Here is a 12,266-nt window from a genome sequence, read left to right on the forward strand (position 1 = left end):
GGCGGCGGCGCCAGATGTAGCGGTGGAGGGCCCGCGGCACCGATTCGAGGCGGGCGTCGCACAGGCTGTCGGGCTTCTCGCAGCGGGCCCGGATGGTGTCGGCGACGCCGCCGGGCGCCCGGCCCACGAGCCGCCCCGAGACCGTGACGAGGATGGCCGGATCGTGCCGGACATGCAGTCCCTGCGCGAGCAGAAGCGCCACGAAGGCGCCGTCCTCGCCGAGGGCGATCGCCGGCATGCCGCCGACCGCCCGGTAGGCCGCGACGCTGACCGCGAGGGTGGCGCCGATGGTGGTACGGTGACAAGGCCACGGGTCGTGCGGGTCGGGATCGATGCGCGCCTCGGCCTCGGTGAGGAGGTCGCTGTAGATGTCTTCCCGCTCGCCGCGCCAGTGCAGGGAGGGCGGCAGCAGCGCCCGCTCCGCCGCATCGAGTTCGATCCGGCCCGCCACCGCGTCGGCGTCCCGGTCGAGGGCCGCCCAGTTGCGCGCGACCCAGTCGGGCGGCACCCGGCTGTCGGCGTCGGTGGAGAGGATCATGCCGTCCGCGCCGAGCCAGTCGGCCGCCCGGTTCATCGCCTCGCGCCGGGCCCAGCCCGCATGGGCGCCGGCATAATCGACGCGCGTGACGCGGACCGGCACGGACATGTGCGGCACGAAATCGGCGACGATCGCCTCCGTGCCGTCGGTGCAGTTGTTGAGGAACAGCACCACGCCGAGGCTGCCCGGCGGGAGGCCGACCTGCGCGTCGATGGCCCGGAGGCAGGCCGCGATGCGCTCGGCCTCGTTGCGCACGGGGATCGCGATCACCGCGCCGGGCGTCGCCAGAGGGGCGCCCGAGGCGTCACCGAGGGCAGAAGGGGATGCGGCCGACACGTCACGCCTCCGGTTCGCCGACCCTGGGACGGGGCGGCGCAGCGACGCGTCCCTATCAGGTTCGGCAAGCGGGACAATGGCGGAGTTTTGCGCGAGTCGGGCCGCACACGGGAGAACGGCGCTCGGCACCTCGGCATGCGTGGGGGGACAGGTCAGTTCGGTCCGTTTCTGGAGGACGCCTTGGTTTCCACCGGCTCCAAGAACCAGTCGTAGCCGTCGACGCTCATGGGCTGCGACAGCCTGGAAGAGATCCCGAACACGGCGGCGGGACTGAGCGGATACGAGCCGATCGCCTCCGCGTCCGTTTCCGGCACATCGGCGAGGGCGCGAACTTCGTCGAAAACGGATTCAGGGATGACGTGCTCGATGGTCAGGCGCTGGGTCCGCTTGTCGTATCCTGTCACGATGTGGCCGATGGTCATGGTTTGACGCGCCTCGTGTTGACGGCTTCGGACACCAAACGTCCATCTTCAGCGTCGTACCCGCCGAGGTGGTTCCCGCGTGGATCGTACCTCTCGACGTGCCCGTGCTGATGGTCCCACTCATAGATCGTGCCGTCGTCGTCCTTCCATCTGGCTCTCAAGCCTCCCCCCAGGCCGGGAGGTTTTCGGAGATGCCCTGGAGGCACCGGGAAACCCCTTGAGCGTCTTCGGCGGCGTTTTCATGCCTTGCAGATCTCAGCCGTTGACCAATCCACCGGAGGCTCCTGGGGGAATCGTCCAGCCTGTGAGCATCGAACATACACTCAAAAGTTGTAATCCGGAACGTCGAAACGCTTTCCGCTCAATGCGTCCCACGACGCCGTCGCTGTTCCCGACATGAAGGTTCGCTTTGGTATCCGGCCTTCCGAGCGCCTGCGCCAGGAGACCCGAGTTCTCCTGCGCCAGTTGCCGAGGACGGGCCGCCTCGCTACCTACGGCTCCCACCAGCCCGAACAGCCGAACCCGCGCCGGAGGCGAGGCTGTGCCGACAGGAGCGCGACACCCCGCCATGGAGCTTCTCAAGCTCGCCGCCCTCGACGCCGAAGACCTGGGCGTCGTCTCCGCCCACCTGCAGGACGCGATCCTGCGGGCGAGCGACCTTGCCTACCTGAGCGCGCAGCATCGCTTCGTCCTGGTGGCGCGCCGCTTCGACTGGTCGGGGGAGGAGGGCGCACCGCCGCGCCGCCGGCTGACAGGCATGCATTTCGACCGGGTGCTCAAGGTGCGCACGCGCGGCATCACGCCGGGCGCCGAGTCGGAGACGCCGCTGGAACTCCTCGCCATCACCTTCGCGCCCACGGAAGCCCCCTCCGGCACCGCCACCCTGGTGTTCGCGGGGGGCGCGGCGATCCAGCTCGACCTCGAATGCATCGAGGTGCAGTTGAAGGATCTGGGGCCCGTCTGGGAGGTCGAGGGACGTCCCGACCACGAGGCGGCCGCCGCCGGCCGGGCCGCGATTGAGGGAAACGCCTGATGGTCCGCCTCGATTCCCGCGACGGTGATTTCACCGCCGCCTTCGCGCGCCTGCTCAGCGTCAAGCGCGAGATCTCCGAGGATGTCGACGAGACCGTGCGCGGCATCATCGCGGGCGTGGTCGCGGGCGGTGACGCGGCGCTGGTCGACTACACCCGCCGCTTCGACCGGTTCGGCGAGGACTTCACGGTGGCGTCCCTGCGGGTGACCCCGGCCGAGATCGAGGCCGCCATCGCCGCCTGCCCGGCCGACGCCCTGGAAGCCCTGCGCTTCGCGGCAGCCCGCATCGAGGCGTTCCACGCCGCGCAGGTGCCCGCCGACCACATGGCCACCGACAGCCTCGGGGTCACCGCCGGCTGGCGCTGGACGGCGCTCGAATCCGTCGGCCTCTACGTGCCCGGCGGCACCGCGAGCTACCCCTCGTCGGTCCTGATGAACGCGATCCCCGCCCGCGTCGCCGGGGTGCCCCGCGTCGTCATGGTGGTGCCGATGCCGGAGGGCACCATGAACCCGTTGGTACTCGCCGCCGCCCATCTCGCCGGCGTCGACGAGGTCTACCGGGTCGGCGGCGCCCAAGCGGTGGCAGCGCTCGCCTACGGCACGGGCACGATCTCTCCGGTCGCCAAGATCGTCGGCCCCGGCAATGCCTGGGTGGCGGCGGCCAAGCGCCGGGTGTTCGGGCAGGTCGGCATCGACATGATCGCCGGGCCATCGGAAGTGCTGATCCTCGCCGACGCGCACGCCAATCCCGACTGGGTGGCGGCCGACCTGCTGGCCCAGGCCGAGCACGACGTCGCGGCGCAGTCGATCCTGATCACGGATTCCGAGGCGCTCGCGGACAACGTGGCGCAGGCGGTGGAGCGTGCCCTCAACACCCTGCCCCGGGCCGACATCGCCCGGGCGAGCTGGCGCGATTACGGTGCCATCGTGGTGGTGCGCGACTTCGACGAGGCTGTGCCGCTGGTCGACCGCCTCGCCCCCGAACACCTCGAGATCGAGACCGTCGACGCCGAGGCCCTGGCCGCCAAGATCCGCAACGCGGGTGCGATCTTCCTCGGCTCGCACACGCCGGAGGCCATCGGCGACTATGTCGGCGGCCCCAACCACGTCCTGCCCACCGCCCGCTCGGCGCGGTTCTCCTCCGGGCTCGGCGTCCTCGACTTCATGAAGCGCACCACGATCCTGCGCTGCGACCCGGCGGCCCTGCGGGCTCTCGGACCTTCGGCCATCGCGCTCGGACGGTCGGAGGGCCTGGAGGGCCACGCCCGCTCGGTGGCGATCCGCCTGAACCTGTGAGGGCCTGATGTCCGGCGCGGCCAAACCGAACGAAACCGAGTCCCCCGACTCCAAGGCGACCGAGTCCAAGGTGACTGACTCCAAGTCCACTGACTCCAAGTCGCCCCACCGCCTCGCGGTGGTCACCCTCGACGAGGATTCGATCGGACGGGGCAACCCCGACCAAGAACACGAGCGCGCCATCGCGATCTTCGACATCCTGGAGGACAACAGCTTCACGGTTCCGGGGCGCGAGGGCCCCTACGCCCTCACCCTCGGCCTCGTGGAGAGCAAGCTCGCCTTCGTGATCCGGCGCGAGGACGGCGAACCGGTGATGACCCACCTCCTGTCGCTGACCCCGTTCCGGCGGGTGATCCGCGATTACGAGATGATCTGCGAGAGCTACTACAACGCCATCCGCACCGCCTCGCCGACCCAGATCGAGGCGATCGACATGGGCCGGCGCGGCCTGCACAACGAGGCCTCGGAGCTGCTGCGCCAGCGGTTGGAAGGCAAGGTCGACCTCGACCACCACACCGCTCGCCGCCTCTTCACCCTGGTCTTCGCCTTGCACTGGAAGGCCTGAGCCGCGACCCCCTCGACGCTCCAAGGCTGAGACAAGACCGGATGGCGGATGCGACCGGCCCGAAGAAGACGCGCGTGCAGTCGGCCCTGTTCATGTGCAACTTCAACGCCGTGCGCTCGCTCGCGGCGGAGGCCATCGCGCGCCATTATTTCGGCAAGTCGATCTACGTGCAGTCCGCCGGCGTGCGCTCGGGCGAACCCGCCGACCCGTTCATGGTGGCGGCGCTTGACGAGATCGGCATCGACGCGGCCCGCCACAAGCCGCGCACCCTCGCGCAGCTCGAGGAGTGGGAGGGGCTGAACTTCGACCTCATCATCACCCTGGCGCCCGAAGCCCACCACGCCGCCCTGGAGCTGACCCGCACCAATGCGGTGGAGGTCGAGTACTGGCCGACCCCCGACCCCACCAACATCCAGGACGGCACCCGCGAGCAGCGCCTCGACGCCTACCGCGATGTCCGCGACGGTCTCGTCTACCGGATCAAGATGCGGCTGAAGGGCTAGCGCATCGGGCTCGAAAGCCGTCGGACCGATGTCACCGGCCCGAAGCTCTTCTCCCGGATGCGGGCGACGGCCTCGTCGAGGGGTTCCACCGCCACCGCCATGTGGTGGCCGTTGGCGTGGATGAGCCGGGCGCGGTCGAGCATCAGACCGACATGGCCGCGCCAGAACACGAAGTCGCCACGCCGAAGCCCGTCGACATCGAGGGGCAGCGCGTCCCCGAGCCCACGCTCCTGCTGGTCGGCGTCGCGAGGGGCGGAGATCCCACCTTGCGCGAGGCAGAGCTGGACGAGGCCCGAACAATCGAGACCGAGGCTGGTGCGCCCGCCCCAGAGATAGGGCGTGCCGACGAGGCGCTCGGCGGTGGCGGGGTAGTCGGGCTCGATGACATCGATTTCAGCGCAGTGGCCGGCGAAAACGTAGCCGCCGGTCGCCAGCCGATGATAGGCGCCGACCGTCTCCTCCACGCGGAGGCGGGCACCGAGCGTCAGGAAGCCGGAAGCGGGCAGCTTCAGATCGGGGCCGGGATAGAGGAAGCTGCGCAGGGCCGTGATGCGATGCGTCGCCGGTGTCACGGGGCCGAGCGCCGCCTCCGGCAGGTAGCCGGTGTAGCCGTCATGCGTGAACTGGACGAAGGCGAAGCCTTCCTCCGCCCCGTAGAACGTCACCGTATCCCCCAGCACCGCCTCGGTCTCGAGGCCGGCATCGAAGCGCGGCGTCCGGCGCAAGGGAGCGGTGGGCACGACGACAGCGCGGGGCTCGCCCTCGACGTAGTGCATCGCCTCGACATGGCCGCGCAGACGCGCATCGGCGATTTCGGGCCGGGCCGGAACGAGGCGCGGGTCGGACAGGTCGAAGGGGTTGGTCGGCATGACGCGACTATCCTGCCTCCCCCACCGCATCGCAACCGTGAAGGACGGCGTACCAAAAGCGCGGCATTTGGACGCTTCGGATTGCCTATCCGGCCGGCAGACCGCTTTTCCTGAGGCAGGCCCTTTCACGAAACGTCGACGGCGGCTGATCGGAAAACCATCAGGCGTCCGCGATGCGCGCCACGCACGGGCCGCCCGCGAATTTGTGCGCTGCACAAACCGCCGAAGCGAGGTTAGTGTCAGGTCATGCCGAATGCGAGTCGCGCCGTGAAGAAGACCTCGAAAACCTTCCAGGATCTCCCGCCGATCCGCGTGCGCCGCGAGCCGCCGACGATCCCCGAGGCGGTGGCCGCCGCGCAGGATCTGGCCGACGACATCGAGCAGCAGGTCGAGATCGCCGCCGGCCTGATCGGCCTGCCGCCCGAGGCCGTGCGCGAGCACGTGGTCGCCGCCGCCAAGGCCAAGCCGGCCTCCGAGCGGATGCCGGAGCGCATCTTCACCACCGCCGGCCCGAGCCGGGCACCGCGCACGGTCATCGTCGAGCGCCGCACCCGGCCGCCCGTCTTGGTCGAGCGCCGCGGCCGCCCGCCGATCGGGCGGCCCTGATCGTCCCGGCCTCCGGCCGAGCGCCTTACCAATCGAGAGTCTCTTACCAGTCGAGAGTCTTGCCCGTGTAATCGAGGTAGGCCGTGCCGGTCTGCCCGAGATGCCCCTCGATCACGTCGGCCGTGCCGGTGACGCTGGTCGCCACATCGATGTCGGCATCCGCGCCGCCCATCTCGGTGCGGACCCAGCCCGGATGCAGGAGCAGCACGCCGAGCCCCTTCTCGCGGTGGCGGATCTCGAAGCTGCGCGCCAGGGTGTTGAGGGCGGCCTTGCTCGCCCGGTAATTCTCCCAGCCGCCCGATTCGTTGAGGCCGACGCTGCCGAGGATCGAGCTCATGAAGGCGACGAGCCCCTTCGGCGCGAGCCGGTCGAGGAACACTTCGGCAAAGCGGATCGGGCTGACCGCGTTGGTGAGGTACACCTTCGCGGCGACATCGCGCGGCACCGCGTGCAGCGGGTCGTGCGCCTGCGTCGCCACGCCGGCCACCACGAAGATCAGGTCGAAGCTCGTGCCCGCGAGGCGCTCGTGCAGCGCGTCCACCGCCGCATCGTCGTCGATGTCGGCAGTCTCCACCGTCAGGGCGTCCGAGGACAGGGCGGCGAGGCCCGGCGAGGCGGAGCGCTGCGTCGCGGTCACCCGCCAGCCCCGTTGCAGGAAGGTCTCGACGAGGCCGAGCCCGAGGCCGCGCGAGGCCCCGACGATGAGCGCGTTCTTCTGGGATGCCATGGTGTTCGTGTCCCTGAATTGCGGCAGGGCGTGCGCGGCACGCCGCCCGAGAGCGGAAGGTTGGCAGGGCCGGGGCCTGCGGCAATCCGGGCCTACGCGGAACAGGTGTGCCGCCGCACCTCTCGCCGCGACGCTTCCTCGTGATCACGATTCCCCTTGCCGGTCACGATGCACCTGCCGAAGGCGGGACGCGAAGCGTCAGTCCGCCGTCTGCACCGACCAGGTGGCGTGCTCGATGCCGGGCATCCGCGCCAGGCCCACCACCACGGCGTCGAGCTCGCCGCCCGCCACGGCCGTGGCCACCAGGGTCGCCACCACCTCGACGGTGTCCTCGCCGCGCTCCACCACCTCGATGCCGCCGACGGGGTACTGCGCCGCCTCCAGGCGCTCCACGAGGAGATCGCGGGCGGGGCCGGCGGCATCCGCCTGCACCGTCACCTGGACCTCGTAGGTCGCCTCGGTCTGGCTCTCGTCGATGGGCGCGCGGTTGATGGCGTTGACGAGGGGCCGCAGCAGGGTGTTGCCGGCCAGCACCGCCGCCGTGACGAAGGTGGCTTCGAGGGGAAAATCCGCGCCCGCGAAGGCGCCCACGGCGGCCGAGCACCAGAGGGTCGCGGCGGTGTTGAGGCCGCGCACGTTCATGCCCTCCTTCATGATCACGCCGGCGCCGAGGAAGCCGACGCCCGAGATCACGTAGGCCACGGTGCGGGTGCCGCCGGCCGCGCCTTCGAGGCGCATGCCGAGATCGACGAAGGCGGCCGCCCCCACCGCCACGAGGACGTTGGTGCGCAGGCCCGCCGTGCGCTGGCGGTACTGGCGCTCGGCCCCGATCAGGGTGCCGAGACCGAAGGCGACGATGAGGCTGATCGCCGAGTTGACGGCTTCGGGCAGCGGCCCGGACAGGAAGGGGATCATCGCCCTGCCCTGACGCCGTCCCGTGACGGGACCATGACAGGCGGCTCCGTCGGGATCACCCCTGCGGATAGTCCGAGATGCCGCCATGCGCCGCCGACCACTTGGCCGGCTCGTGCAGGAAGCTCTCGACCTCGGCCAGCACCTTCGGGTCGAAGTGGCCGCTCTCCTTGGCCACCGCCAGCACGTCCCACCAGGTGGTGAGGTAGTGGAGCTGCACGCCGAGATCGGCCATCAGCTCGCGGCTGTTGGGGAAGATGTCGTAGAAGAACATCACGAAGCAATGGTCGACCTGCGCGCCCGCATCGCGCAACGCCTTGCAGAACATCGCCTTGCTGCGCCCGTCGGTGGCGAGATCCTCCACCAGCAGGGTCTTGGCGCCCTCCACCACCTCGCCCTCGATCTGGGCGTTGCGGCCGAAACCCTTGGGCTTCTTGCGCACGTACTGCATCGGCAGCATCAGGCGGTCGGAGATCCAGGCCGCGAAGGGGATGCCCGCCGTCTCGCCGCCGGCCACATGGGTGATCGACTCGTAGCCGATGTCGCGCACGATGGTGGCGGCGGCGAAATCGTTGAGCGTCGAGCGCAGGCGCGGATACGAGATGATCTTGCGGCAGTCGATGTAGACCGGGCTCGCCCAGCCCGAGGTGAAGGTGAAGGGCGTGTCCGCGTAGAAATGCACCGCCTTGATCTCGAGGAGCATCTTGGCCGCCTCGCGCGCGATCACGGCGCGGTCGATCGGCAGGAAGGAGGTCGTCATGCGCGGGTTCGCTCTCGTGCGGGCGGCGGGCGCGGGGTCCTGGACCAGGCGGGACGGGACCCGTGCGCGCGTCTGAAAGGCGGGCGGGCTCTCCTTCCCGCCAACCGCCCGGGGCGTCAACCCTGAGGTCCGGTCAGGCCGCCTTCACGTCGGCGAGGAAGCCGCCCACCTCGCGGGTGAGGTTCTCGGAATGGCGCGCCAGTTCCTGGGCGGCGGCGAGCACCTGGGAGGCCGCGGCGCCGGTCTGGCCGGCGCCCTCGCGCACGCCGGCGATGTTCGTGGTCACCGACTCGGTGCCCCGCGCGGCCTCCTGGACGTTGCGGGTGATCTCCTGGGTCGCGGCCCCCTGCTCCTCCATGGCGGCGGCGATCGAGCCGGCATAGCTCGACATCTCGGCGATGATCCGGCCGATGGCCTCGATATCGGCGACCGCCTCCTGGGTCGCGCCGCGGATCTCGGTGATGCGCTCGCCGATCTCCCCCGTGGCCTTGGCGGTCTGTCCGGCGAGTTCCTTCACCTCGGAGGCGACCACGGCAAAGCCCCGTCCCGCATCGCCCGCGCGGGCCGCCTCGATGGTTGCGTTGAGCGCCAGCAGGTTGGTCTGCGCGGCGATGCTGGAGATGACCTCGACGAAGGTGCCGATCCGCTCCGTCGTGCCGGCCAGGCGCCGCACGGTCGCGTCGGTGCGGCGGGCATTCTCCACCGCTTCGCCGGCGATCCGCGCGGACTGGCTGACCTGGCTGACGATCTCGTGCACCGAGGCCGACATCTCCTCGCTGGCCGCGGCCACCGTCTGGACGTTGGCGGAGGTCTGCTCGGCGGCGCTCGCCACGACGACGGTCTGCTGGTTGGTCTCGGCCGCGACGCTGCTCATCGACTGCGCGGTGGCCTCCATCTCGGTGGCCGCCCCCGCCAGACCCTGGGTCAGGGTGGAGACGTTGGTCTCGAAGCGCTTCGTCAGGGCATCGAGGCGCTGGGCGCGGCGCATCTTGGCCTCGTTCTCCTCGGCCTGCACGGCCGCGAGGCGCCGGGCCTCCAGTGCGTTGTCCTTGAAGACCTGGAGCGAGCGGGCGAGGAGGCCCACCTCGTCCGTCCGCTCGGTGCCCGCCACCGCCACCGTCAGGTCCCCGGCCGCGAGCCGGCCCATCGCCGCCGTCATGCCGGCGAGCGGACGGGTGACGCCGGCGAGGATGATGAGCGCGAGCAGGCCGACCGCGAAGGTAAGGCCCACCAGTGCGGTGACGACGAGGATGCGGGTGGCACCGTCCGCCGTCTCTGAGGCGTGACGCTTGGCGAGATCGAGATCGCGCAGATTGACGGCGACCCGGGCCGCCACGCTCTCGCCGAGCTTGATCCGGGCGGGGCGGACCTCCTCCCGGGAGATGCGCGCGGCCGCGTCGTTCTCGTTGCGCAGGCCGTGGGTGATCGAGCGCTCGGCGGCGGCGAAGAACGCCTCCAGTTCGGCGCGGACGCCCTGGAGGACGGCCTGGCGTTCCGACGAGTCGGCCAGGGCCGTCAGGCGGTCCATGGCTGCGAAGGCGGCCTTCCGGTTCGCCTGGTAATGCGCGAATTCCTTCTGCATCCAGGCCTCGTCCTGCTCGATGATGGTGCTTTTTTCCGCGATCACCGCTTCGTCGACCGCCGCGGCCAGTTCCTGGGCAACGAAGACCCGGGTGGCGCGCAGGTCGATGATCTGCGTCGTGTTGTGATCGAGGGCCGTGAGGCTGGAGCGCGCCAGGGCGACGAGGCCGAGCGCCACCAGAACGAGGATCAGGATGGGAAGCGCGAGCTTCCCGAGGAGCTTGAGGTTGTTGAACGCGCGCATCGCAGCCCCTGGTCCGCAGGCCGGCACGGGACCGTTCTCGGTCTCTCAATCGCGCGGCATGACACTCACGTTTCTGTGATAAATCGCTGAAATATTGATTAATGGCTGCATCATTCCATGAAAACCAGGCAGATCGCACAACCGATGATTTGAGTTTCTCAAGCTTTGAATGACTGTGGTGGAGAAACGCGGCCGTTTGTCCTGTTCGCCATCGTCCTTCGCGGTCCCGCAAGGCCGGCCCCGGTCGAAGCCGAGCCGGGAGACGCGTCCGTCAGGGCGTTCCAGCGAGGAAGCCCTGCAGCGCCGCGAGGGTCGCCGCCGGGTTTTCCTCCGCCAGGAAATGGCCCGAGGGGATCTCGACCGCGAGGGCATCCGGCGCGAAGGTGCGCTGCCAGGCCGCGAGTGGGGTTTCGCTGGAAACGTCGAGATAGCTGTCGCCCGTCAGGATCAGGGTCGGGCAGGTCAGGTGTCGCCCTGCGGCGAGGTCCGCGAGGTCGGCCTCGCGGTCGCGGCTGGCACCGGCCCGGTAATCCTCGCAGAAGGCCCGGATGCGCTCGGGCACGCCCCAAGCCTGCCGGTAGAGGTGCAGGGCGGCGGGCGCGAAGGCGTCGAGGGACGTGCCCCCGCTCCAGTCGCGCAGGAGCCCCTCGAAATAGGCGTTCGCGTCCCGGTCGATGGCCTGTTCCGGCCCCGGCGCGGCCTCGGCCAGGAAGTGCCAATGCGAGGGCTTTCGCGGGTTGGCCTCGATCCGCTCCCACTGGACCAGGGTCGGCAGGATGTCGAGGAGCGCCAGCCGGGCGATCCGCCCCGGCTCGTCGAGGGCGAGGCGGTAGCCGACGCGCGCGCCCCGGTCGTGCCCGACGAGGGCGAACTGGACGTGGCCGAGCGCCTCCATCACGGCGATCACCTCGGCCGCCAGCGTGCGCTTGGCGTACGCCTCGTGGCGGGCGTCACCCTCCGGCGCGGCCGACCAGCCGTAGCCCTTGAGGTCGAGGCAGACCACGCGGTGGCGCTCGGCCAGCGCCGGAGCGATCCGGTGCCAGCAGGCATGGCTCTGCGGAAAGCCGTGGAGCAGCAGGACCGGCGGTCCGTCCTCCGGGCCGCCGACCCGTGCGAAGAAGCGCCCGGCCGGAACGTCGATCCAGCGGGCGGCGAAGGCGGGAAACAGATCGACGGTCACGGGCGACACCTCCGGCCGGGGCCGGGGAAACGCGGGCGCGGCCCCGCCGGTTCGCGGACAGCGTGATGCGCAATCCGCCCGAGTTCTCGTAACGCCCGGATTCCCGTACAGGAAGCGTCCGGACCCCGATCGCATCGATAGGAACAGCCCTCATGAAAACCGCCCTCTCTGTCCTCACCCTCGCCGCCGGCCTCGCCCTGTTCGGTCTCAGCCCCGCAGTGGCGGCCGGATGCTGCGGTGGCGGCGCCGGCATGATGTGCGGCAAGGGCAAGATGGACATGCGGGCGGGCGCGATGAAATCCGCGCGGACCAAGAAGGCAGCCTGCTGCTGCGAGGGCATGGCGGGCCACGCCGGAGCGCCGATGTCGAAGAAGCTCTGAACCGAACCGGCGCAACGCGGACCTATCTCGCGCCCGCCGGCGGGATCTCGATCCCGTCGGCGGGGAAGCGAGACGTCGTCCTGGGCGGTGCCTCGGGCAGGGGCACTGCGCGCCTCACCTCCGACGCCCACCCCCAGGTGGGCGAAGATGGGGCGATCTCACCCCCCGATCAAAGGTCGAGCCCGCCACCTATGATGCGTTTGCGTCGCTGCCAGATGGCGACCTTGCGAAGCAGGCGCGAGAGCTGTTCGACCGAATAGGGCTTGTGCAGCAGCTCGAACCCGTAGGTGCCATTCTGCGCCAGCACGTGGCTGT

15 protein-coding genes are annotated in these 12,266 nt (G+C 70.2%); 6 read left to right on the forward strand and 9 right to left on the reverse strand.

Going from position 1 to position 12,266, the window contains the following annotated elements:
- The 3 genes from JWQ05_RS09205 to JWQ05_RS20740 all read right to left on the reverse strand — a co-directional run.
- Window positions 1-826: glycosyltransferase (locus JWQ05_RS09205; protein WP_299657795.1), on the reverse strand; the 826-nt coding region annotated here is incomplete at its 3' end.
- Window positions 827-1,026: 200 nt separating this feature from the next.
- Window positions 1,027-1,296 (reverse strand): hypothetical protein, encoded by a 270-nt coding sequence (locus JWQ05_RS09210; RefSeq protein WP_299657769.1) that lies wholly within the window; start codon window positions 1,294-1,296, stop codon window positions 1,027-1,029.
- Window positions 1,293-1,502 carry a colicin E3/pyocin S6 family cytotoxin gene (locus JWQ05_RS20740; protein ID WP_366944575.1) on the reverse strand — a complete coding sequence of 70 codons (210 nt, stop codon included), beginning with the start codon at window positions 1,500-1,502 and terminating at the stop codon, window positions 1,293-1,295. The genes JWQ05_RS09210 and JWQ05_RS20740 overlap by 4 nt, the downstream gene beginning before the upstream one ends.
- Window positions 1,503-1,864: 362 nt before the next feature.
- Between JWQ05_RS20740 and JWQ05_RS09215 the strand changes: the two genes are divergently transcribed.
- From JWQ05_RS09215 to JWQ05_RS09230, 4 genes are all read left to right on the forward strand, one after another.
- Entirely contained in the window at window positions 1,865-2,329 is a 465-nt protein-coding gene (locus JWQ05_RS09215; RefSeq protein WP_299657771.1) for a DUF2948 family protein, read from the forward strand.
- On the forward strand, window positions 2,329-3,624 hold the full coding sequence (gene hisD, locus JWQ05_RS09220) for a histidinol dehydrogenase (RefSeq protein ID WP_299657773.1): 1,296 nt from the start codon (window positions 2,329-2,331) through the stop codon (window positions 3,622-3,624). Before JWQ05_RS09215 ends, hisD begins: the two co-directional genes overlap by 1 nt.
- Before the next feature lie 70 nt (window positions 3,625-3,694).
- Window positions 3,695-4,189: a UPF0262 family protein gene (locus tag JWQ05_RS09225; RefSeq protein ID WP_299657775.1), complete on the forward strand. Its 495-nt coding sequence runs from the start codon at window positions 3,695-3,697 to the stop codon at window positions 4,187-4,189.
- A 41-nt stretch (window positions 4,190-4,230) separates the two neighbouring features.
- Window positions 4,231-4,692: a low molecular weight phosphatase family protein gene (locus tag JWQ05_RS09230; protein WP_299657777.1), complete on the forward strand. Its 462-nt coding sequence runs from the start codon at window positions 4,231-4,233 to the stop codon at window positions 4,690-4,692.
- Here the strand turns inward: JWQ05_RS09230 and JWQ05_RS09235 are convergent.
- Window positions 4,689-5,561 (reverse strand): C40 family peptidase, encoded by an 873-nt coding sequence (locus JWQ05_RS09235; RefSeq protein ID WP_299657779.1) that lies wholly within the window; start codon window positions 5,559-5,561, stop codon window positions 4,689-4,691. The genes JWQ05_RS09230 and JWQ05_RS09235 overlap by 4 nt on opposite strands.
- A gap of 246 nt (window positions 5,562-5,807) precedes the next feature.
- Between JWQ05_RS09235 and JWQ05_RS09240 the strand changes: the two genes are divergently transcribed.
- Window positions 5,808-6,167 (forward strand): hypothetical protein, encoded by a 360-nt coding sequence (locus JWQ05_RS09240; RefSeq protein WP_299657781.1) that lies wholly within the window; start codon window positions 5,808-5,810, stop codon window positions 6,165-6,167.
- A 43-nt stretch (window positions 6,168-6,210) separates the two neighbouring features.
- Here JWQ05_RS09240 and JWQ05_RS09245 read toward each other — a convergent pair whose 3' ends face one another.
- The 5 genes from JWQ05_RS09245 to JWQ05_RS09265 form a co-directional block, all read right to left on the reverse strand.
- Entirely contained in the window at window positions 6,211-6,894 is a 684-nt protein-coding gene (locus JWQ05_RS09245; RefSeq protein WP_299657783.1) for an SDR family oxidoreductase, read from the reverse strand.
- Window positions 6,895-7,092: 198 nt separating this feature from the next.
- The gene (locus JWQ05_RS09250; RefSeq protein ID WP_299657785.1) at window positions 7,093-7,809 is read right to left on the reverse strand and encodes an MgtC/SapB family protein; all 717 of its coding nucleotides are present in this window, start codon (window positions 7,807-7,809) and stop codon (window positions 7,093-7,095) included.
- 55 nt (window positions 7,810-7,864) lie between these two features.
- Window positions 7,865-8,566: an orotate phosphoribosyltransferase gene (locus JWQ05_RS09255; protein WP_299657787.1), complete on the reverse strand. Its 702-nt coding sequence runs from the start codon at window positions 8,564-8,566 to the stop codon at window positions 7,865-7,867.
- Window positions 8,567-8,699: 133 nt separating this feature from the next.
- The gene (locus tag JWQ05_RS09260) at window positions 8,700-10,391 is read right to left on the reverse strand and encodes a methyl-accepting chemotaxis protein (RefSeq protein WP_299657789.1); all 1,692 of its coding nucleotides are present in this window, start codon (window positions 10,389-10,391) and stop codon (window positions 8,700-8,702) included.
- Between the two features lie 271 nt (window positions 10,392-10,662).
- Window positions 10,663-11,571 carry an alpha/beta hydrolase gene (locus JWQ05_RS09265; RefSeq protein WP_299657791.1) on the reverse strand — a complete coding sequence of 303 codons (909 nt, stop codon included), beginning with the start codon at window positions 11,569-11,571 and terminating at the stop codon, window positions 10,663-10,665.
- Window positions 11,572-11,723: 152 nt separating this feature from the next.
- On the opposite strand from JWQ05_RS09265, the gene JWQ05_RS09270 reads away from it, so the two are divergent.
- Entirely contained in the window at window positions 11,724-11,951 is a 228-nt protein-coding gene (locus tag JWQ05_RS09270) for a hypothetical protein (RefSeq protein ID WP_299657793.1), read from the forward strand.
- Window positions 11,952-12,266 lie beyond the last annotated feature (315 nt).

It is taken from the genome of Methylobacterium sp. (assembly GCF_028290105.1).
Classification (GTDB): Bacteria; Pseudomonadota; Alphaproteobacteria; order Rhizobiales; family Beijerinckiaceae; genus Methylobacterium.

Excerpts from the sequence above, each read along its gene's own strand:
- JWQ05_RS09210 (WP_299657769.1), bottom strand. The coding sequence starts at position 1,296 with ATGACCATCGGCCACATCGTGACAGGATACGACAAGCGGACCCAGCGC.
- JWQ05_RS09215 (WP_299657771.1), top strand. The coding sequence starts at position 1,865 with ATGGAGCTTCTCAAGCTCGCCGCCCTCGACGCCGAAGACCTGGGCGTC.
- hisD (WP_299657773.1), top strand. The coding sequence starts at position 2,329 with ATGGTCCGCCTCGATTCCCGCGACGGTGATTTCACCGCCGCCTTCGCG.
- JWQ05_RS09230 (WP_299657777.1), top strand. The coding sequence starts at position 4,231 with ATGGCGGATGCGACCGGCCCGAAGAAGACGCGCGTGCAGTCGGCCCTG.
- JWQ05_RS09235 (WP_299657779.1), bottom strand. The coding sequence starts at position 5,561 with ATGCCGACCAACCCCTTCGACCTGTCCGACCCGCGCCTCGTTCCGGCC.
- JWQ05_RS09240 (WP_299657781.1), top strand. The coding sequence starts at position 5,808 with ATGCCGAATGCGAGTCGCGCCGTGAAGAAGACCTCGAAAACCTTCCAG.
- JWQ05_RS09245 (WP_299657783.1), bottom strand. The coding sequence starts at position 6,894 with ATGGCATCCCAGAAGAACGCGCTCATCGTCGGGGCCTCGCGCGGCCTC.
- JWQ05_RS09250 (WP_299657785.1), bottom strand. The coding sequence starts at position 7,809 with ATGATCCCCTTCCTGTCCGGGCCGCTGCCCGAAGCCGTCAACTCGGCG.
- JWQ05_RS09255 (WP_299657787.1), bottom strand. The coding sequence starts at position 8,566 with ATGACGACCTCCTTCCTGCCGATCGACCGCGCCGTGATCGCGCGCGAG.
- JWQ05_RS09260 (WP_299657789.1), bottom strand. The coding sequence starts at position 10,391 with ATGCGCGCGTTCAACAACCTCAAGCTCCTCGGGAAGCTCGCGCTTCCC.
- JWQ05_RS09270 (WP_299657793.1), top strand. The coding sequence starts at position 11,724 with ATGAAAACCGCCCTCTCTGTCCTCACCCTCGCCGCCGGCCTCGCCCTG.